19 protein-coding genes are annotated in these 19,336 nt (G+C 65.4%); 11 read left to right on the top strand and 8 right to left on the bottom strand.

The genetic code is table 11. The features are described from left to right. Window positions 1-3: 3 nt before the first annotated feature. The 4 genes from holA to OXR00_RS12265 are packed head-to-tail and all read right to left on the bottom strand — an operon-like array spanning window position 4 to window position 4,530. Window positions 4-1,017: a DNA polymerase III subunit delta gene (gene holA, locus OXR00_RS12250; protein WP_267388489.1), complete on the bottom strand. Its 1,014-nt coding sequence runs from the start codon at window positions 1,015-1,017 to the stop codon at window positions 4-6. Then, the gene (gene lptE, locus OXR00_RS12255) at window positions 1,014-1,514 is read right to left on the bottom strand and encodes an LPS assembly lipoprotein LptE (protein ID WP_267388490.1); all 501 of its coding nucleotides are present in this window, start codon (window positions 1,512-1,514) and stop codon (window positions 1,014-1,016) included. The genes holA and lptE overlap by 4 nt, the downstream gene beginning before the upstream one ends. Continuing rightward, on the bottom strand, window positions 1,511-4,066 hold the full coding sequence (leuS, locus tag OXR00_RS12260; protein WP_267388571.1) for a leucine--tRNA ligase: 2,556 nt from the start codon (window positions 4,064-4,066) through the stop codon (window positions 1,511-1,513). The genes lptE and leuS overlap by 4 nt, the downstream gene beginning before the upstream one ends. 26 nt (window positions 4,067-4,092) lie before the next feature. Further along, window positions 4,093-4,530: a DUF3576 domain-containing protein gene (locus OXR00_RS12265; RefSeq protein WP_267388491.1), complete on the bottom strand. Its 438-nt coding sequence runs from the start codon at window positions 4,528-4,530 to the stop codon at window positions 4,093-4,095. A 225-nt stretch (window positions 4,531-4,755) separates the two neighbouring features. Between OXR00_RS12265 and OXR00_RS12270 the strand changes: the two genes are divergently transcribed. Then, window positions 4,756-5,478, top strand: a complete 723-nt coding sequence (locus tag OXR00_RS12270) for a hypothetical protein (RefSeq protein ID WP_346732001.1) — start codon at window positions 4,756-4,758, stop codon at window positions 5,476-5,478. Between the two features lie 73 nt (window positions 5,479-5,551). On the opposite strand, the gene OXR00_RS12275 is transcribed toward OXR00_RS12270, so the two are convergent. Next, window positions 5,552-6,112: a thiamine phosphate synthase gene (locus OXR00_RS12275; RefSeq protein ID WP_267388492.1), complete on the bottom strand. Its 561-nt coding sequence runs from the start codon at window positions 6,110-6,112 to the stop codon at window positions 5,552-5,554. 22 nt (window positions 6,113-6,134) lie between these two features. Between OXR00_RS12275 and OXR00_RS12280 the strand changes: the two genes are divergently transcribed. From OXR00_RS12280 to OXR00_RS12295, 4 genes are all read left to right on the top strand, one after another. Further along, the gene (locus OXR00_RS12280; RefSeq protein WP_267388575.1) at window positions 6,135-6,803 is read left to right on the top strand and encodes a YggS family pyridoxal phosphate-dependent enzyme; all 669 of its coding nucleotides are present in this window, start codon (window positions 6,135-6,137) and stop codon (window positions 6,801-6,803) included. Continuing rightward, window positions 6,800-7,513 carry an HAD family phosphatase gene (locus OXR00_RS12285; protein ID WP_267388493.1) on the top strand — a complete coding sequence of 238 codons (714 nt, stop codon included), beginning with the start codon at window positions 6,800-6,802 and terminating at the stop codon, window positions 7,511-7,513. The genes OXR00_RS12280 and OXR00_RS12285 overlap by 4 nt, the downstream gene beginning before the upstream one ends. A 64-nt stretch (window positions 7,514-7,577) precedes the next feature. Beyond that, complete coding sequence (gene gyrB / locus OXR00_RS12290; protein ID WP_267388494.1) at window positions 7,578-10,109, top strand: DNA topoisomerase (ATP-hydrolyzing) subunit B; 2,532 nt, start codon at window positions 7,578-7,580, stop codon at window positions 10,107-10,109. Window positions 10,110-10,185: 76 nt separating this feature from the next. Beyond that, window positions 10,186-10,917, top strand: a complete 732-nt coding sequence (locus OXR00_RS12295; RefSeq protein ID WP_267388495.1) for a methyltransferase — start codon at window positions 10,186-10,188, stop codon at window positions 10,915-10,917. Window positions 10,918-11,165: 248 nt separating this feature from the next. On the opposite strand, the gene OXR00_RS12300 is transcribed toward OXR00_RS12295, so the two are convergent. Further along, complete coding sequence (locus tag OXR00_RS12300) at window positions 11,166-11,963, bottom strand: sterol desaturase family protein (protein WP_267388496.1); 798 nt, start codon at window positions 11,961-11,963, stop codon at window positions 11,166-11,168. Window positions 11,964-12,027: 64 nt separating this feature from the next. Here OXR00_RS12300 and crtY point away from each other — a divergent pair, with 64 nt between their 5' ends. The 4 genes from crtY to OXR00_RS12320 are packed head-to-tail and all read left to right on the top strand — an operon-like array spanning window position 12,028 to window position 16,225. Beyond that, window positions 12,028-13,200 carry a lycopene beta-cyclase CrtY gene (crtY, locus tag OXR00_RS12305; RefSeq protein WP_267388497.1) on the top strand — a complete coding sequence of 391 codons (1,173 nt, stop codon included), beginning with the start codon at window positions 12,028-12,030 and terminating at the stop codon, window positions 13,198-13,200. Further along, a complete protein-coding gene (locus OXR00_RS12310) occupies window positions 13,200-14,690 on the top strand; it encodes a phytoene desaturase (protein WP_267388498.1) in 1,491 nt (496 codons plus the stop codon). The genes crtY and OXR00_RS12310 overlap by 1 nt, the downstream gene beginning before the upstream one ends. After that, a complete protein-coding gene (locus tag OXR00_RS12315; protein ID WP_267388499.1) occupies window positions 14,690-15,271 on the top strand; it encodes a TIGR00730 family Rossman fold protein in 582 nt (193 codons plus the stop codon). Before OXR00_RS12310 ends, OXR00_RS12315 begins: the two co-directional genes overlap by 1 nt. Window positions 15,272-15,274: 3 nt before the next feature. Beyond that, complete coding sequence (locus OXR00_RS12320) at window positions 15,275-16,225, top strand: phytoene/squalene synthase family protein (RefSeq protein ID WP_267388500.1); 951 nt, start codon at window positions 15,275-15,277, stop codon at window positions 16,223-16,225. 7 nt (window positions 16,226-16,232) lie between these two features. Here the strand turns inward: OXR00_RS12320 and OXR00_RS12325 are convergent, their stop codons facing one another. Continuing rightward, window positions 16,233-16,895, bottom strand: a complete 663-nt coding sequence (locus tag OXR00_RS12325) for a hypothetical protein (RefSeq protein WP_267388501.1) — start codon at window positions 16,893-16,895, stop codon at window positions 16,233-16,235. Window positions 16,896-16,943: 48 nt separating this feature from the next. Beyond that, entirely contained in the window at window positions 16,944-18,533 is a 1,590-nt protein-coding gene (locus OXR00_RS12330) for a lysine--tRNA ligase (protein ID WP_267388502.1), read from the bottom strand. Window positions 18,534-18,737: 204 nt separating this feature from the next. Here OXR00_RS12330 and OXR00_RS12335 point away from each other — a divergent pair, with 204 nt between their 5' ends. Then, window positions 18,738-18,950 (top strand): hypothetical protein, encoded by a 213-nt coding sequence (locus tag OXR00_RS12335; protein WP_267388503.1) that lies wholly within the window; start codon window positions 18,738-18,740, stop codon window positions 18,948-18,950. A 150-nt stretch (window positions 18,951-19,100) separates the two neighbouring features. Continuing rightward, a complete protein-coding gene (locus OXR00_RS12340) occupies window positions 19,101-19,283 on the top strand; it encodes a hypothetical protein (RefSeq protein ID WP_267388504.1) in 183 nt (60 codons plus the stop codon). The last annotated feature ends 53 nt before the right edge of the window (window positions 19,284-19,336 follow it).

The raw sequence follows: 19,336 nt of genomic DNA on the forward strand, positions 1-19,336 counted from the left end.
CGTTCAACGTTGCCGGGCCGCCATCCTTGCGATGACCGTCATCGCAGCATCGGCGACCACGTTTCCGGGATTGTTCGGCAACATGATCGCACGCTCGGCTTGGCGGATCCGCTCGATCGCGTCGCTGATCCGGGCAGTATCCCACAGCCGTAGCGCACGCGTCGTGCTAGCCCGCTCGCGGAAGAACACGCGCTCGATCAGCGCCTTCGGGTCTGCACCGGCGTCGATGTCCGCCTGCATCTCGGCTAGCGCGATCAGGCGGCGGGCGAGTTGGCGCAACACCGGGATCGGCGATACGCCCGCTTCCGCAAGGCCGGCGAGTTCGTCGGCGAGCGTGTCGGGATAACCGTCAAGCGCAGCCTCGATCGCGCGCGACATCTCGCTGTCGCCAAGATTGGCGCCGACTGCGTCCAAGGCGGCATCGTCCAGTTCTCGTGGCCGCTCCGGCGCCGCGTCAAGATACAACGCAAGCTTTTCGAGCTCACGTGTCATCACGGCGCGATCGCCACCGCTCGCCGCTGCGAGCCTTGCGGCAGTGCCGCCGGTCGTTCGCAGGCCATGCTCACGCGCGATCGCGGTCGCGAGGCGATCGGCATCACCACCTTCTGGCAGGTAGCAGGCCAGACACATCGCGCATTGGTGGGCGAGTGCAAGCTTGACGACTTTGGCCGTGGCCTTGAGCGTTGGGGCGAGCACCACCACCGGGTTGCCGCTCCGATCAGCGTCCAAAAGCAGCGTCAGCGCTTCGAGGCTTTCCTCGCCCGCGCCGGCGACCCGGATATGGCGTGCGCCGCCGAATAACGACAGCGCTGCCGCCTCATCGGCAAGTAGCCCGGGATTACTGCGCAGTTGAGCCGGTTCGAGATCGATCCGTTCAGCTTCCGGGCCAAGCGCACGCCCGAGCCGTGCCGCCAGCTCGCGTGCGCCAGACTCGTCGGGTCCATGGAAGAGATACAAGCGAACGTCGGGGCTAACCGCGTCGATGGCGGTGCGTATCTGGTTGGCGTTTGCCTTCACGGCTCGGATGCGGGCGCGTGTTCGGCGTACAGCGCGACGCGCGACACGATCTGATCTGCGACGATGGCCGAGAGGTTTTCCAAAGCCGTGTTTTCCGCCGCGATCGTGGCGTATTCGGAATTGACCACGTCGATGCCGGCATCCGATCCGGCTGTCGCGTCCAACACCACGGTACCTTTGGCAAGCTCGACCAGTTGATAGCGCGCCCGCAGCGTGCGCCGCTCACGCGACACGCTGTCATCGCTCCGCACGCCCAGACCGATGATCTTATCGTCGAGGCGGACCTCAAGCCGATACAACGGGGCCTCGCCATTTGCCGCCAGCTTATCGCGTAGCGCATTGGACATCAGCCAGCCGGACTTGCCTGCGATCGGCGCGACTTCGACACGGGTCAGCATCGTCGCGACGGCCCCGCTGCTGCCGCCGGAGTACAGCGGATGCAGCCCACACCCCGGCAGCGCCAGCGCAAGCAACAGAGCGGCGGCACGCGCCCTCATGCGACGAGGTTCACGAGGCGGTCAGGCACGACGATGACCTTGCGCGGCTCCTTGCCTTCCAAAAAGGCAATTACCTTTTCGGATCCGCGTGCCATTGCCTCCAGCGTTGCCTTGTCGGCGCCCTTGGCGGCGGTGAGCGTATCGCGCAGCTTGCCGTTGACCTGAATCGCGATCGTCACCTCATCCTCGACAAGCAGGGCAGGGTCGACTTCCGGCCAGGCGGCGTCGGCGATCAGGCCATCCTGTCCCGCCATCGACCATAGTTCCTCCGCGATATGAGGCGTCATCGGCGCGACCAGCCGCAGCATGGTCATCGCGGCGTCCTGCCGGTCGCGCGATGCGGGCGCCTTCTCAATCGCATTCGCCAGCGTGTAGAGCGCCGCGACCGCCTTGTTGAACTGCAATCCCTCGATCGCCTTGGCGACTGCATCGGTGGTGCGGTGGACCAGCCGGCGCAGCGGCAGGTCGTCACCGGCTGTGAAATTGAAGTCTCCGCCTTCAGGGATCGGCGGCACCTCATTCTCGAACACCCGCCAGACCCGCTGCACAAACCGCCACGAACCTTCGATACCGGCCTCGCTCCACTCGAGATCGCGTTCAGGCGGAGAGTCGGACAGCACGAACCAGCGCACCGCATCGGCGCCGTATTGATCGACGATCTCGGTCGGGTCGACGGTGTTCTTCTTCGACTTCGACATCTTTTCGACGCGACCGACGATCACATCCTCGCCCGTATCGGTGACGAAGGCGGTGCCGTCCGCACGGCGTGAAATCGCCGACGGTTCGAAGTAGGTTGGCCGTTCGTGCTCTTGGCCCCGCTGGTAGTAACTCGCGTGCGTCACCATGCCTTGCGTGAACAATCCGGCAAACGGCTCGGCGATGTCGAGCATGCCGATATGCTTAAGCGCCCGCGTCCAGAACCGCGCATAGAGCAGGTGGAGAATGGCATGCTCCACCCCGCCGATATATTGCGCGACCGGCAGCCATTTTTCCGCCGCCGCCCGGTCGAACGGCTTGTCACCCGGTTGGCTGGCGAAACGGATGAAGTACCACGACGAATCGACGAACGTGTCGAGCGTATCGGTCTCACGCCGTGCGTCACCACCGCAGGACGGGCAGGGGACATGCTTCCAGGTGGGATGGCGATCGAGCGGGTTACCGGGGATGTCGAAGCTGACGTCCTCGGGCAGCACGACCGGCAACTGTTCGCGCGGCACCGGCACCGCGCCGCATGCGTCGCAGTGGATGATCGGGATCGGCGTGCCCCAGTAGCGCTGACGGCTGACGCCCCAGTCGCGCAGGCGGAACACGGTCGACCCCGTGCCCCAGCCTTCGGCCTCGGCGCGCTGGATAACAGTGCGCTTGGCATCCTCGATCTCAAGCCCGTCAAGGAACTGCGAGTTCACCAACGTACCCGGCCCGGTATAGGCGGTGTCGCCGACGAACACCGGAGCGGTGTCGTCACCCTCCGCCACAACGCGGCGCACCGGCAGGTCGTATTTACGCGCGAAATCGAGATCGCGCTGGTCGTGCGCGGGCACGCCGAACACCGCGCCGGTGCCATAGTCCATCAGCACGAAGTTGGCGATGTAGACCGGCACCTGCCAGTCGGGGTCGAACGGATGCGTCGCGGTCAGCCCGGTGTCGAAGCCGAGCTTCTCCTGCGTTTCCAGTTCGGCGGCGGTGGTGCCACCCTGTTTGCACCGCTCGATGAATGCGGTGACCTCAGGGTTTCCGGCGCTGAGCTTCTGCGCGATCGGGTGATCCGCCGCCACCGCGACGAAACTCGCGCCGAAGATCGTATCAGGCCGGGTGGTGAACACCGCGACCTGTTCGCCGTCGCTGAGGTTCCACGTGAAACGTAACCCCTGGCTCTTGCCGATCCAGTTCTCCTGCATCAGCTTGACCTTGTCGGGCCAATGCTCAAGCTCACCCAGACCGGCGAGCAACTCGTCAGCAAAGTCGGTGATCTTCAGGAACCACTGCGACAGCTTGCGCCGCTCGACCAAAGCACCCGAGCGCCAGCCGCGCCCATCGATCACCTGTTCGTTGGCGAGCACGGTCATGTCGACCGGATCCCAGTTGACCGACGATTCCTTGCGATAGACGAGATCGTGCGCGAACAGATCCAGGAATAGCGCCTGCTCCTGCCCGTAATACTCAGGATCGCAGGTGGCGAACTCGCGGCTCCAATCGAGCGCGAAGCCCAGCCGCTTCAACTGCGCCTTCATCGTCGCGATGTTGTCGCGGGTCCAGCCGCCGGGGTGGACGTGCTTCTCCATCGCGGCGTTTTCGGCCGGCATACCGAATGCGTCCCAGCCCATCGGGTGGAGCACTTCGTGGCCGGTCATGCGCCGGAAGCGCGCCAGCACGTCGCCCATCGTATAGTTGCGGACGTGCCCCATGTGAATTTTCCCCGAAGGATAGGGAAACATCTCAAGCACATAGCTACGCGGCTTAGAGGAATCGTCGCGCGCGGCGAAGGTACGGTGCTGGTCCCACGCCGCCTGCCACGCCGCGTCGGACTTCAGGCTGTTGAAGCGTGACATGATGGTATTGGTACTCCGCTAGGGGCGGTTCAGTTCGTGATCGCGGCTCGGCGCAGGTCGCGTGCGCGGGTGAGAATGATGTCTTCCAGCTTCTGCACGGTCGCGGCCTGCACCGGCGATTCGACCCACTGGCCGTTCTGGTTGACTTCGCGCAGCGCGGCGACACGGAGGCCATCGGCACGCAGATCCTGGTCGAGGATCGTCACCGTTACCTTCATCCGCTCGGTCGGCGCGGCAGGGTTTACATACCAGTCGGTGACGATCACGCCGCCGTTGGAATCGGTCTGGAGAAGCGGCATGAAGCTCAGCGTGTCGAGGCTGGCGCGCCACAAATAGGCGTTGACGCCGATGGTGGTGACCTTCGACGGCGCCAATGCCGCCGATTTGGGATGACCACCCTTGTGGGCGCAGGCGGCAGACGACAAAAGCAGCGAGACCACGATCGCGGTGCGCAACGGGCGGGACATGGGCGGTTTCCTGAGCGTGGTCATGAAGAAGCCTGTCTCTATAGAATGTACCGGCCCCGCCGCAAGCCGCGAGCGCGACCGGCACCCTGTGGCCCGGGAACCACATGCCGGATAAATTGCGTCCGTATAGTGGCAGGCGGGAATGGAATCGTGATAGGCGCGTTCCAACTTATAAGAGCGGGTAAGCGCAAGGCTTTGCCGGCAAAGGGAAACGGGGACTGTTCGGTGATTTCGATTCGGCTGCTGTCGGGAATAGGGGTGGGGGCGTTGATCGCCGTCGGCCTCGCCGTGGCGCCCGCAATCGGCGCATCGGATGATGCCAAGCTGCGTGCGGTCCGCACGACCGCGCCGGTCTATGGCGGTATCGGGGCGTTCACGCCCGCGTCGGCCGATCCTCGGCTGGCCGCGCTGCTCGCGCAGGGCGGGCTCGATCCGGCGGGTTTCCGCTTCACGCCAGCCGAATCGCATCGTGAAGGCAGCCGGGCCGTGACCGTGGCCGTGCAGGCGCGTTCCTCGCGTGGGGTGCTGGCGGCGGAACGGACCAGCGGCGCTTCGGTCGCGGCGGTGCAGCTCGCACCGATCGCCTACAATCTCGGCGTTGCGGTCGGTTGGCGGCGTTTCGCCGTATCGGGTGATATGACCAAGATCGATCTTGCCGGCCTGCCGGGCAGCCGCGAGGCTACCGATGTCGGGGTGAGCTACACGGGCAAGCGCTTCAGCGGTCAGGTCAAGGCGGGAAGCGATCGTCCGCTACCGGGTGGCCCGAAGCTGATCGAAGAGGCACCGGCCTATTCGCTCGACGTAGGTGGATCGTACCGGCTGACGCGGAACTTCGACGTTACCGCCGGCGTCCGTTACAAGGCCGAACACAGCGACCGGCTGGCGGACCTCAATGTCGATCGGCGCGACAGCCAGGCCGTTTACGTCGGGACCGCCTTCCGCTTCTAGGCGGTACTGTTTTGCCGTTCGCGCCGCGCGAATCGCCAACGACTTTCGCCACCGTAGACGACGTAGCCCTGCATTAGCCTCGCGTTGCCGGTCGGGTTTGCGCGCGATTAGCAACGCTCCAGGCGTCAATCGCAGCCCAGCCGTGAAAGCCGAGGCGACGCAGCCGTCGGAACCGAACACCATCCATCCCGCCTAATGCAATGGCAGCGATCGGCAGCCCCCGCCCGATCGCCGCCGCTCGTGTCGGGCCGAGCGCGCGCACGCCGGGGTGCGACCGTGTCGGAAAGACCGGCGACACCATTACCGCGTCCGCTCCGGCACGACATGCGGCGACCGCGTCGGACCGGCGGTGCGCAGAGCGGGTCGACAATCCGTGCGTGGCAAGGCCATTGTGGACGCCGTCCTCCCGCCACGCCAGTCTGGCGTGGCCTGCGCGCAGCAGCACCAGTCCACGCCGCCGGGCCAGCGTTGCCAATCGCGCAAACAGGGCGCGGCGTTCGGCGAGTGGCGTGGCATAGTGGCGAAACACCACGCCGCTCCCACGCGGCAACCGCGCAACTGCCTCCCATAACGCATCGCCCAGCCGCTCGTCGGTCATCAGCCAGAGCGTGGGAACGGGGTGGCGGCGCGGCATGTCGCACCCTATAGCGCCGGCGATGCCTTCCGACGATCCCGCCGCCGCGCTCGCGACCATTACCCAGGCAATCGCGCAAAGCGCGCGCCTCGCCCGCCGCGAACCCGCCGTGGTGACGCTGATCGGGATTTCCAAGACCCACCCCGCCGAAGCGATCGTGCCGCTGCTCGAAGCGGGTCAGCGTGCGTTCGGTGAAAACCGCGTGCAGGAGGCCGAGGCGAAATGGCCCGCCCTGCGCGCGCGGTTTCAGGATGTGACGCTGCATCTGGTCGGGCAGCTCCAGTCGAACAAGGCCGATGAAGCGGTTGCGCTGTTCGATGCGATCCACTCGGTCGACCGGCTGTCGCTGGTCACCGCGCTGGCCAAGGCTATGGAAAAGCAGGGCAAACGCCCCGAATGCTACCTTCAGGTCAACATTGGTGACGAACCGCAGAAGGGCGGCTGTGCGGTCGCGGATTTACCTGCTTTGCTAGGCGCCGCGCGCGCTGCCGGGTTGCCGGTCGTCGGGTTGATGGCGGTGCCGCCCGCCGATGTCGAGCCGGCGCCGTACTTCGCCTTGCTCGCCAAACTGGCGCGCGATCATGATCTTACCGGCCTCAGCATGGGCATGTCGTCCGACTTTGAAACGGCGGTGACGCTCGGCGCAACCCACGTCCGCGTCGGCAGCGCGCTGTTCGGAGCACGGGCATGACGTTCGACGCGCGCAGCAAAGGCCATCAGCCTTCCGGGCTGCTGTCCGGCAAGTTCGATGCGCTGATCTTCGATTTCGACGGCGTGTTGATCGACAGTGAGGCGCTCGGCAACGCGCATCTCGCGGACTATCTCACCGGCATCGGCCATGCGATGTCGCGGCAGGAGGCGATGACACGCTTCATGGGGTTGTCGGGACGCAGCTTCATCGACGCGATCGAAACGCATATCGGCCAGCCGCTCGGTGAGGATTTCTACGCCGCGCGGGCGGAGGAGGATGCACGCGTGATGTCGCAAGGCATCGACGCCGTCGCCGGCGCAGTCGCGTTCGTGCGCGCACTGCCCGCCGACTTGCCTAAGGCGATCGCTTCGTCCAGTTCGACCGCGTGGATCGCGCGGCATCTCGATCATATCGGCCTGCGCGATGCATTTGGCGACCACATCTACTCCGGCAAGGAGCATGTCGCCCATGGGAAGCCCGCGCCCGATCTGTACCTCCACGCAGCGCGCGCGATCGGCGTGGATATTACGCGGGCCGCAATTCTCGAGGATTCGGTCGTTGGCGCAACCGGAGCGGTGGCCTCGGGCGGGTATGTGATCGGCTTCTGCGGCGGCAGCCACTGCGCGCCCGATCATGCCGAGCGGCTCCGCGCGCTTGGTGTCGCGGCGATCGCGGCCGACTTTACCGAGGTCGCCGCGTTGCTCGCCTGACGCGCGGTCCCGCGACTCGCCCATTTTGCTTCCGTTTGGACGCGCGAATCCCTATATCCTCACCATGACGACACCCATACCCGCAGCTTCCAATCAGAACGATTATGGCGCCGACTCCATCAAGGTGCTCAAGGGCCTCGATGCGGTCCGCAAGCGCCCCGGCATGTATATCGGTGACACCGATGACGGCTCCGGCCTGCATCACATGGTGTTCGAGGTGTCGGACAATGCGATTGACGAGGCGCTGGCCGGGCATTGCGACCGGATCGACATCACGCTCAACGCGGACGGCTCGGTCTCGGTCGAGGATAACGGCCGCGGCATCCCGACCGGCATCCACTCGGAAGAAGGCGTCTCGGCGGCCGAGGTCATCATGACCCAGCTCCACGCCGGCGGTAAGTTCGAGAACACCTCGGACGACAACGCCTACAAGGTGTCGGGCGGTCTGCACGGCGTCGGCGTGTCGGTAGTCAACGCGCTGTCGGAGTGGCTCGATCTGACGATCTGGCGCGACGGGCAGGAGCATTATATGCGCTTCGCATTCGGCGATGCGGTCGCCCCCTTGAAGGTCGTCAGTGACGCCAATGGCAAGAAGGGCACCAAGGTGACGTTCTTTCCGTCGCCCGCCACCTTCAAAATCACCGATTTCGACTTCGAAAAGCTCGAGCATCGCTACCGCGAACTGGCGTTTCTCAACTCGGGCGTGCGGCTGTTCCTCACCGATGCGCGGCACGAGGAAAGCAAGACGGTCGAGCTGTTCTACGAGGGCGGCATTGCCGCGTTCGTGAAGTATCTCGACCGCAACAAGCAGCCGCTGATGCCCGAGCCGGTGGCGATCTCCGGCACCCGCGACGACGTGACGATCGACGTCGCGCTGGAGTGGAACGATTCGTATTACGAAAACGTGCTGTGCTTCACCAACAACATCCCGCAGCGCGATGGCGGCACGCATCTTGCCGCATTCCGCGCAGCGCTGACCCGCACGCTCAACAACTATGCCGAGAAATCCGGCATGTTGAAGAAGGAGAAGGTCTCGCTCACCGGCGACGACATGCGTGAGGGATTGACCGCGATCGTCTCGGTCAAGCTGCCCGATCCGAAGTTTTCGTCGCAGACCAAGGACAAGCTCGTCTCGTCGGAAGTCCGCCAACCACTCGAATCGCTGATGGCGGACAAGCTCGCCGAATGGCTCGAGGAGAACCCGGCGCACGGCAAGTCTATCGTGCTCAAGATCATCGACGCCGCCGCCGCACGCGAAGCCGCCAAGAAGGCGCGCGAGCTCACCCGGCGCAAGGGCGTGATGGATATCGCCTCGCTGCCCGGCAAGCTCGCCGATTGTCAGGAGCGGGATCCCGCCAAATCCGAACTGTTCCTGGTCGAGGGCGATTCGGCCGGTGGTTCCGCCAAGCAGGGCCGTGACCGGCATTTCCAGGCGATCTTGCCGCTCAGGGGCAAGATCCTCAACGTTGAACGCGCGCGCTTCGACCGGATGCTATCGAGCCGCGAGATCGGCACGCTCATCCAGGCGATGGGCACCGGTATCGGCCGCGACGACTTCAAGATCGACAAGCTGCGCTACCACAAGATCGTCATCATGACCGACGCGGACGTCGATGGCGCGCATATCCGCACGCTGTTGCTGACGTTCTTCTACCGGCAGATGCCCGAGATCATCACGCAGGGGCATCTCTACATCGCGCAGCCGCCGCTCTACAAAGCGACGCGCGGGCGGTCGGAAGTATACCTCAAGGACGATCCCGCGCTCGACGAATATCTGGTCGAGAACGGCGTTGCCTCGACGGTGCTGGAAGGGGCTGCCGGCGGCACGCGTTCGGGCGCGGATCTGCGCAGTCTGGTCGATCATGCCCGGCGGATGCGCACTCTCATGCGCTACGTGCCGCGCCGTTACGATCAGACCATCGTGGAGGCGCTGGCAATGGGTGGCGCGTTCGATCCTACCCTCGACGTGGCGGCGCGTGGTGCGCTCGTCGCGACCGTCGTGCAGGGTCTCGACGCCGCCGATCCCGAGGCGCGCTGGTCAGCCGACGTCAGCGAGGAAGGTGGCATTCATTTCAAGCGACTGTGGCGCGGTGTGACCGATCACCACATTCTCGAGGCGGCGTTCCTGATTTCTGCCGAGGCGCGCAAGCTGCACGCGCTCGCTGCCGAGAATGCGGAGGATTACACGCAGACCGCGCGGCTGGTGCCGTCGCGCGCCGCCGCGGCTGCGGCAACCGCCGCCGAGGCGGACGCGGATGCTGCGCCCGAGGAGGAGGACAACGCCGAAACCGCCGCGCCGATCGCGATCGGCAAAGGCGAGTCGATGGTGGCACGGCCCTCGCAGTTGCTAGAGGCGGTTCTCGCCGCCGGTCGCAAGGGGCTGGCGATCCAGCGCTACAAGGGTCTCGGCGAGATGAACCCGGAACAGCTTTGGGAAACCACGCTCGACCCGCAGGTCCGCTCGATGCTGCGCGTCGAGGTCGAACAGGCCGATGTCGCGGACGAGATCTTCACCCGGCTGATGGGCGACGTGGTCGAACCGCGCCGCGAGTTCATCCAGGAGAATGCGCTCAACGTCGCCAATCTCGACGTTTAAGCGCCTGCGCGACCCGCAGTCATTGCGGAGTCGCGCAGGCTCGATACAGTGCGGCGAACCATAAGAGGATCAGCCGATGCGTTACCTTGCTCTCGCCGCCGTCGCCGCGTTCGTACCGGGGGCAATCCTCGCTGCACCAGTGGTATCGCCCGCGATCCAGAAGGCGCTCGCCGATCCCGCGCGTGCCGATCAGCAGCCGGATGATGCACACCGCAAACCAGCGGAGTTGCTGGCGTTCGCTGGGGTGAAACCCGGCCAGCAGATCGTCGACGTGCTGCCGGGCGGCGGCTATTGGACGCGGATCTTCACCGGTGTCGTCGGCCCGAGCGGGCACGTCTATGCGGTGTGGCCTAAGGCTGCCGCCGCTTACGGGGCGAAGGGTGTGGCGGCGCTTCAGGCAAAGAACCTCGCCAACGTTACCGTCGCGGTCGATCCGGCGATCATCACCGTCACCAAGCCGGTCGATCTCGTCTGGACGGTCCAGAACTACCACGATCTCGCCAACAACGGCGGCGGCGAAGCAACACTCGGCGCATTCAACGCGGCGGTGTTCAAGGCGCTGAAGCCCGGTGGCATCTACGTCGTGGTCGATCATGCCGCGCCGACAGGCTCCGGCCTTGCGGATACCGAAACGCTGCACCGGATCGACCCGGCTGTCGTCAAGCGCGAGGTGACCAACGCGGGCTTCACGTTCGTCGGCGAATCCAAGGCGCTGGCGAACCCGGCCGACGATCATACGCTGAAGGTGTTCGACCCGGCGATCCGTGGCAAGACCGATCAGTTCGTCTACAAATTCCGACGCCCCTGACGCCGCATGCGCGGGCGCTGACCACCTGGACGGCGGCCAAGAAAACGCCGCCGCCCGTCGAGACGTGATACTACGATTGCGGACGACAGCCTCTGCGTGAAGCGCCGCGCGAACTGTGTCGATCGGCCAGCGCGCGTGCGGTTACAGCAGATAACGCATTTTCATCTGTTTCCGCTTCACGGCGCCCACCACCGTATCGAGCTTGCCGTCGCCATTTCTCGCGTGGATTATCGCGACGTCGAGCGAGTTTAGTGACGGGCGTTGCCGCCGGCAGCATCACCGGCGCGGTCGCCGCCAGTGCGGGACGCAGCGCGCGCATGATCGCGCGCGAAGGTGCCGAGGCCAAGATCGGTGCCGCACAGCCGGTCCCAGACCCGGAAATACAGGCCGTAATTACCCTTGTAATGCTCATGATGCCGCTGGTGATGGCTCGCGGTGATGATCCAGCGCCCGATCGGACCACGCCACAGCACCGGCGGGAACATCTCCCACCCCATATGATTGGTGACGCCCATCACCGTCATCACGGTCAGGACGATGCCAAGTCCGATCGGGTGGATCGGGATCACGAACACCAGCAACGGCACCACCAGCGCCCCACTCAGCGATTCGGACACCGAGAACGCCATCGCCGCCCAAGCCGTCGGCGGCCGGCTGGCATGGTGAACGGCATGGACGCGGCGAAACCATTTCGGCTGGTGCATCCAGCGATGCGACCAGTAAAACCAGGTGTCGTGCGCGAACATGTACAGCAGCACCGACACCGGCAGATACCAGAGCGGGAAAGCGTGCAGGTCGCCGTAGATGCGCGTCCACCCGCGATCGCGCCAACCCCAGGCGACCACCCCGGCGGGCACACCGTAGATCACGGCCGCAGCAAGGCTCCAGCCGATTTCGCGGCGGATCTGCGTGTTCAGCCCCGCGTACAATCCGGGATGGCGCGCCCGCGTCGCCGCGGCGAACGCGCCGCTGACAAGCAGGTACCGCAGTCCCACGATCACCGACATGGCGAGTGCGGACAGAGAGATGGCGAGCAGTGTTGTCACGAGAACACCCGTACACGCTTGGCGCGGCATTTGCACTGTTGCGTGAATCCGCTAGGGGCAGGCGATGGCCGAAGTCCACCACTGCGACCTTGCGATCGTCGGCGGCGGCCTCGCAGGCGGTCTGCTCGCGCTCGCGATTCACCAGCGCCGCCCCGATCTCGATCTTCGTCTTGTGGAGGAGAGCGATCACTTCGGCGGCAACCACGTTTGGTCGTTCTTCGCCGCCGATGTCGCGCCGGAGAATCGCTGGCTGATCGCGCCGCTCGTCAGTTACGGCTGGGCTGGGTATGACGTTGTTTTCCCTGGTCACGCACGCACCATCGACCAACATTATTACTCGATCGAATCGGAACGGCTCGACCAGCGCATCCGCCAGCGGCTCGCACCGGCCGCGCTGATGACCGGGCAGCGTGTACTGGCGGTCGCGCGCGACGGCGTGATGCTGGCGGGCGGTGACCGGATCGCCGCCAAGGGTGTGATCGATGCGCGCGGCCCGGCTGATCTGGGCCAGCTCGATCTCGGCTGGCAGAAGTTCGTCGGCCACGAATATGATCTTGCCGATCCACACGAGATCGACCGGCCAACGGTGATGGATGCCACCGTATCGCAGGCGGAGGGGTATCGCTTCGTCTACTGTCTGCCGTTCACGGCGACACGGATGTTCATCGAGGACACCTATTACAGCGACACGCCCGACCTTGACGGGCCCGGGCTGGGCGCGCGCATCCACGCCTATGCCGCGCTACGCGGATGGGCGCCGGAGCGGCTGCTGCGCGAGGAGGCGGGCGTGCTGCCGGTGGCGATGGACGGCGATTTCGAGAGCTATTGGAAAAGCGGCGGCGCTGGCGTTGCGAAAGCCGGTATGCGCGCCGGGCTGTTCCACCCGATGACCGGCTATTCGTTGCCCGATGCGGTGCGGCTCGCGGCGCTGGTGGCTGGGACGGACGATCTGTCAGGTGCGGCGCTGCATGATCTTACCCTGGATCACGCACGTCAGCTGTGGCGTGCGCGGGGCTTCTATCGTATTCTCGCACGGATGTTGTTTCGTGCCGCCGAGCCGGCGGAACGTTACCGCGTCCTCGAACGCTTCTACCGTCTCGATCCGGGCCTGATCGGGCGCTTCTACGCAGGAAACACGACGATGCCGGACAAGATCCGTATCCTTTCCGGCAAGCCGCCGGTGCCGATCACGCGCGCTGTTGCTGCGCTCGCCGGCTTTGGCGGGGGTGCGCGTTGATGCCGCCGGTGACACGCTCGGCGATCGTGGTCGGCGCCGGCTTCGGCGGGCTGGCGCTCGGCATACGCCTGCAATCTGCAGGCATCGACACGACCATCGTCGAGGCGCGCGACAAGGCCGGCGGACGCGCGTACGTATGGGAACGCGATGGCTTCACCTTTGATGCCGGCCCGACTGTCATTACCGATCCGGCCTGCCTGAGCGAGTTGTGGGCGCTGAGCGGGCGCGACATGGCCGAGGACGTGTCGCTGGTGCCGGTTACCCCGTTCTACCGGCTCAACTGGGCGGACGGCGTCAGCTTCGATTATTCCAACGACGACCCCGCGCTCACTGCCGAGATTGCCAAGCTCAATCCGGACGATGTCGCCGGCTACCGCAAATTTCTCGATTATGCGGCAGGTGTTTACGAGGAAGGTTATGTAAAGCTCGGCGCCAAGGCGTTCCTGGATTTCGCGTCGATGATCAAGGCGGCGCCGGCGCTGGCGCGGTATCAGGCGTGGCGTTCGGTCTATTCGGTGGTGTCGTCGTTCGTGCAGGACGAGCATCTCCGTCAGGCGCTGTCGTTCCACACGCTGTTGGTCGGCGGCAACCCGATGACGACCAGCGCGATCTACGCGTTGATCCACAAGCTGGAACGCGACGGCGGTGTATGGTTCGCACAAGGCGGTACCAATCGGCTGATCGCCGGGATGGTGACGCATTTCGAACGGCTGGGCGGCGTGCTGCGGCTGAACGATGCCGCTACCAGCATCGAGACGGTGGGAGACCGCGCTACCGGCGTCACCACCGCCAGCGGCTGGTCCGCCCAAGCCGACATGATCGCCTGCAACGGCGACGTGATGCACGTCTACCGCGATCTGCTCAAAACCTCGCGCAGCGCGCAACGCACCAAGAAGCGGCTCGACCGCAAGCGCTATTCGCCGTCGCTGTTCGTGGTGCATTTCGGCATCAAGGGCACGTGGCCGGGCATCCCGCACCACATGATCCTGTTCGGACCGCGCTATAAGGGGCTGCTCGCCGACATCTACGATCACGGCGTGCTGCCGGAGGACTTCTCGCTGTACCTCCACCACCCAACCGTGACCGATCCGAGCATGGCGCCGGAGGGGCATTCGACCTTTTACGCGCTTGCGCCGGTGCCGCACATGGGCAAGTTCCCGGTCGACTGGACGGAGATCGCGCCGATCCTCGAGAAGCGCATCCTCGACGAGATCGGGCGGCGGCTGATCCCGGACATTCACGAGCGGATCGTCACCAAGTTCAGCTATACGCCCAACGATTTCGCGCAGGATCTCAACGCGCATCTCGGCAGTGCGTTCTCGCTGGAGCCGATCCTCACGCAGAGCGCGTGGTTCCGCGTCCACAACCGTGACGACCAGATCCCGAACCTGTACTTCGTCGGTGCCGGCACGCATCCCGGCGCGGGCATCCCGGGCGTGGTGGGAAGCGCCAAGGCGACGGCGGCGTTGATGCTGGAGGAACTGCGGTGATGAAGCGGCTGGCGGTATATTGCGGATCGGCCTCCCCGGCGGACCCCGTCTATATCGAATCGGCGCGCGCGGTCGGGCGCACGCTGGCGGAGCGTGGCATCGGCGTGGTGTACGGCGGCGGTCGCCTTGGCCTGATGGGTGCGGTCGCCGATGGCGCGCTAGCGGCGGGTGGCGAGGTGATTGGCATCATCCCGACCGCGCTCGTCAATGCAGAGGTTGCGCACAAGGGCCTCACCGAACTGCATGTGGTCGACACGATGCATCAGCGCAAACAGGCGTTCACCGATCTCTCGGATGGTTTCATCAACCTGCCCGGCGGCACCGGCACGATGGACGAATTGTGGGAAGCGCTCAGCTGGGCGCAGATCGGCTATCATGCCAAGCCGGTCGGGCTGCTCAATGTCGCGGGCTATTACGATCACCTCATCGCCTTCGTCGCGAAGATGGGCGAGGTCGGGTTCCTGCGCCCACAGCATCAGAATATCCTGATCGTCGACGACACGCTCGACGGGTTGCTCGCCAAGATGGCGGCGCACGAGCCGGTCGAGACCATCACCAAGATGCGCAAGTCGGACCTATAACGGGTGCGATCCGGCGCCGTAGCCAGTCGTAGCGCGACGGTCGCCGCCGCGCAGCGCTCGATCGCGCTTGGGTCGAAGAGCTTTGCCGCCGCCAGCCGGCTGTTCGACCGTGAGACGCGTGAGCGGGCATGGCTGCTCTACGCGTGGTGTCGCGCCTGCGACGATATCGCCGACGGACAGAATCATGGCGGCGACCTGACCCGCGTTACGGACCCGCAGGCGCGCCTGGCGGAGATTACCGCCAAGACCGAAACTGCGCTGGCGGGGGAGGTGGTCGGCGATCCGCCGTTCGACGCACTGCGAATCGTCGCCGCCGAAACGAACATGCCACGCCGTTTCGCGCGGGATCTGATCGCCGGTTTCGCGCTCGATGCGGAGGATTGGCGACCGCGCAGCGAGGGCGATCTGTACCGGTACTGCTATCATGTCGCGGGCGTGGTCGGCTGTATGATGGCGGTGGTGATGGGCGTCTCGCCAGACGACGACGCGACGCTCGACCGCGCGTGCGATCTTGGCATGGCGTTCCAGCTTGCCAACATCGCGCGCGATATCGAGGAGGATGATCGCGGTGGGCGCTGTTACCTGCCGGTCGAATGGCTGGTCGAGATGGACTTCCCGCCCGGCCAGCACATGAAACCGCCGTTTCGCAAGCGTTTAGCCGTGTTGTCGCGCCGTCTTGCCGATCGCGCCGCCGCGTTCGAGGAGAGTGCGCGCCACGGCGCGCCCGCACTGCCGTTCCGCTCTGCCTGGGCGGTGCTGTCGGCGGCGGCGATCTATGGCGCGATCGGGCAAAAGGTGGCGGAGCGCGGTGAGCATGCGTGGGACCACCGCGTCACCACCTCGACGGGGGAGAAGGTGCGCTTCATCCTGCGCGGGTTGATCGAGGCGCGGACCCGCGTTGTGCGGTATCCGCCCACGGAGCGCCCGGCTACGCTATGGCAACGGCCACGCTAACGCGCGCTTAGAGCTTCCCGAAGGCGGCTTCGTAGCCGCTACGGTCGCCGGCGGTGAGCAGCCGCGCCTGTTCGATCCACCGATCACGCGCCATGCGGCCTTGGAACGCGCCAAGCCGCGCGTCGAGCGCCTCCGCTTCGGCGGGGCTGAGATCGGCGATCTGATCGATGCGGGTGTAGCCGAGTTCGGCAAGCGTGCTGGCAAGCTTGGGGCCGAGACCTTTCAACTGCGTCAATTCCGATGCGCTGGACGCTGCCGGAGCAGCGACCGGGGTCACGGCAGAGACCGACTCGACCGCGGGTTCCGCAGCGGGCGGGGCCGGCGGCAAAACGGCGGCGGCCGGTTCGGAAATGCTTTCGGCCGGTGGCGGCGGCGCAGGTGGTGTGATCGGTTCCGCGTCGCGGCGGACCGGGGACGTGGCGGGAACGTCGCTGCCCATCGGCGCTTCGACCGCGGGCGGAGCGGTTGCGCCCGCTTCCTCGGCGATCTCGCGATTCTCGGCGACCTGTCGGTCGGCCTGGCGGCGGCGGCGGCGCAGCACGCTGCCCCACCAGATGATGAGGATCGCAGCCGCAGCGAGCACGATCATCAGCACGATGTGGACCATGGTGATCGGCCCCATCAGATCGATCGAGGCGGTGCTGTGCTGGGCGCTCGTCGTGGTGTCCATACTATAGCTCCGTTGGGGTGGGCGGGCTCTTAACGCAACGGCACGCGATTAGTCGCGTGCCAGCGCCTCGGTGATCAGCCTGCGCGAATTGGCGATGCCGTACAGCGCGATGAAACTGCCCATACGCGGACCTTGGCTTGAGCCGAGCAACGTCTCGTACAACGCCTTAAACCAGTCGCGCAGCGTTTCGAAACCGCCGACGCCGTCAAACTGCGTCTTGCCGATCTCATAGACGATGTTCTGGATCGCTTCGGCATCGCCGTCCGCCGGCAATGCCGCCAATTCGCGATCGAGCCGTGCGAGCGCGGCGCGCTCCACCGCATCGGGCGCGCGTTTCACCAGCGTCGGCGCGACGAAATCGCGGCCATAGGCGATCGCGTAACCGATCATCCGGTCGAGTTCCGGATAGGCCTCGGGCGTCGCGTCCGGCACGTAATTGGCGAGGTACCCCCACACCTGCTCGCTTGTGGCCTCGCCCATCACGCTGACGAGGTTGAGCAGCAGCCCGAACGTCACCGGCAACGCACCCTCCGGCAGCTTGCCGTCGTGAATGTGATGCACCGGGTTGCCGAGCCGTTCCTTCACGGTCTGGCCGGCGTAATTGCCGCGGAACTGCCAGTATTCGTCCACCGCGCGCGGGATCACGCCCATGTGCAGCGACTTGGCCTTCTTCGGCTCGCGGTACGCGAAGAAGGCGAGGCTTTCCGGCGAGCCGTAGGTCAGCCATTGTTCGATCGACAGGCCATTGCCCTTCGACTTGGAGATCTTCTCGCCCTTCTCATCGAGGAACATCTCGTAGTTGAACCCCTCGGGCGGGCGACCGCCGAGCACGCGGCAGATCTTCGAAGATTGCGTGACCGAATCGATCAGATCCTTGCCCGCCATCTCGTAATCGACGCCGAGCGCGACCCAGCGCATCGCCCAATCGACCTTCCATTGCAGCTTGGCATGGCCGCCGAGCACGGTCTGGGTGATGCGTTCGCCGTCTTCGTCGGTGAACGCGATCAGCCCAGCGTCGGCGTCGACCACCTCGACCGGCACCTGCAACACGATGCCCGACTTGGGGCTGACCGGCAGCACCGGCGAATAGGTCGCACGGCGGTCCGCGCCCAGCGTCGGCAGCATCACGTCAAGGATCGCCTGATAGTGACGCAGCACACCCTTCAGCGCATCGTCGAAACGACCATCGGCATAATAGTCGGTCGAGGAGGCGAATTCGTATTCAAAACCGTAATCGTCGAGAAAGGCGCGCAGCCGGGCATTGTTGTGCGCGGCGAAGCTGTCGTGCGTGCCGAACGGATCGGGGATGCGCGACAACGGCTTGCCGAGATGTTCGGCCAGCATCGCCTTGTTGGGGACGTTGTCCGGCACTTTGCGCAGGCCGTCCATATCGTCGCTGAACGCGATCAGGCGGGTTGGCTGGTCCGACAGCGCGTGAAAGGCGTTGCGCACCATCGTCGTGCGCAGCACTTCGTTGAACGTGCCGATGTGCGGCAGCCCCGATGGGCCGTAGCCGGTTTCGAGGATGATGGCCGCACCGCCGGGCTTGCCGTTCGGGTAGCGCTTGAGCAGTTTGCGTGCTTCCTCGTAGGGCCAGGCTTTGGATTCGAGGGCGGCGGCGCGGATGTCGTCTGTCATGGTGCGAGCGGACTAGCGCGATCGCGCGCGCGCGTCACCCCGGCGCGCGTTTCGTGATTTCACGCGGATGTGTTAGGGACGTGCCATCGTCGGCACCGCTTCTCGTGTAAGCGCCGGCGGCTGAGAGACTCGTGCTCCCGCTTACCAGCCGGGGACCCGATTCATGATCCAGCTTCACACCCTTTCGTTCCGTGAGGCGCGTTGATGTCGCGCGCAGTCCAGATCGACGCCACGCGCGAGGATGTCGTCGCGATGTGCGCGAAGCGCGGCGTAACGATCAGCGCGATCGAATCTTTGGTGTCCGGTGGCACGCGCGTCGTGCTGAACACCGGCGCCGATGCCGAGATCATCCGCACCGCCTATCGCACCAAGATCATCACCGCGCCGGTGGTCCGCGCAAAATGGGCGCAGGTCTGACACCTCACCCCACTAACCTTATCGGAGAAACACGATGGCCAAAGGCCAGAAGAAGAGCAACCGCGAGGTCCGCAAGCCCAAGAAGGAGACGGCCAAGAAGCCGCTCGCCGAGCCGTCGACCAAGAACGCGGTCAAGACGGATATCAAGGCGTGAGCGGCTCGGCACCCGATAAGGGTACGGTCGAGCGCGCGTTCGAACTCGCGCGCGGCGGTGGTTGCCGCAGCGTCGACGATATTCGCCGCACGCTGGTGCGGGAACGCCACGACAGCGTGCTGTCGCATCTCAGCGCGCCATCGCTGGTGCGGCAGTTGCGCGTGGCGCTGGCGGGATGATGCCGCGCCATTGACCGGCAGCGGTTGCCATTCTGTTCCGAACCGTTATTTCT

The sequence above is a fragment of the Sphingomonas sp. GC_Shp_3 genome (assembly GCF_026540945.1).
Classification (GTDB): Bacteria; Pseudomonadota; Alphaproteobacteria; order Sphingomonadales; family Sphingomonadaceae; genus Sphingomonas.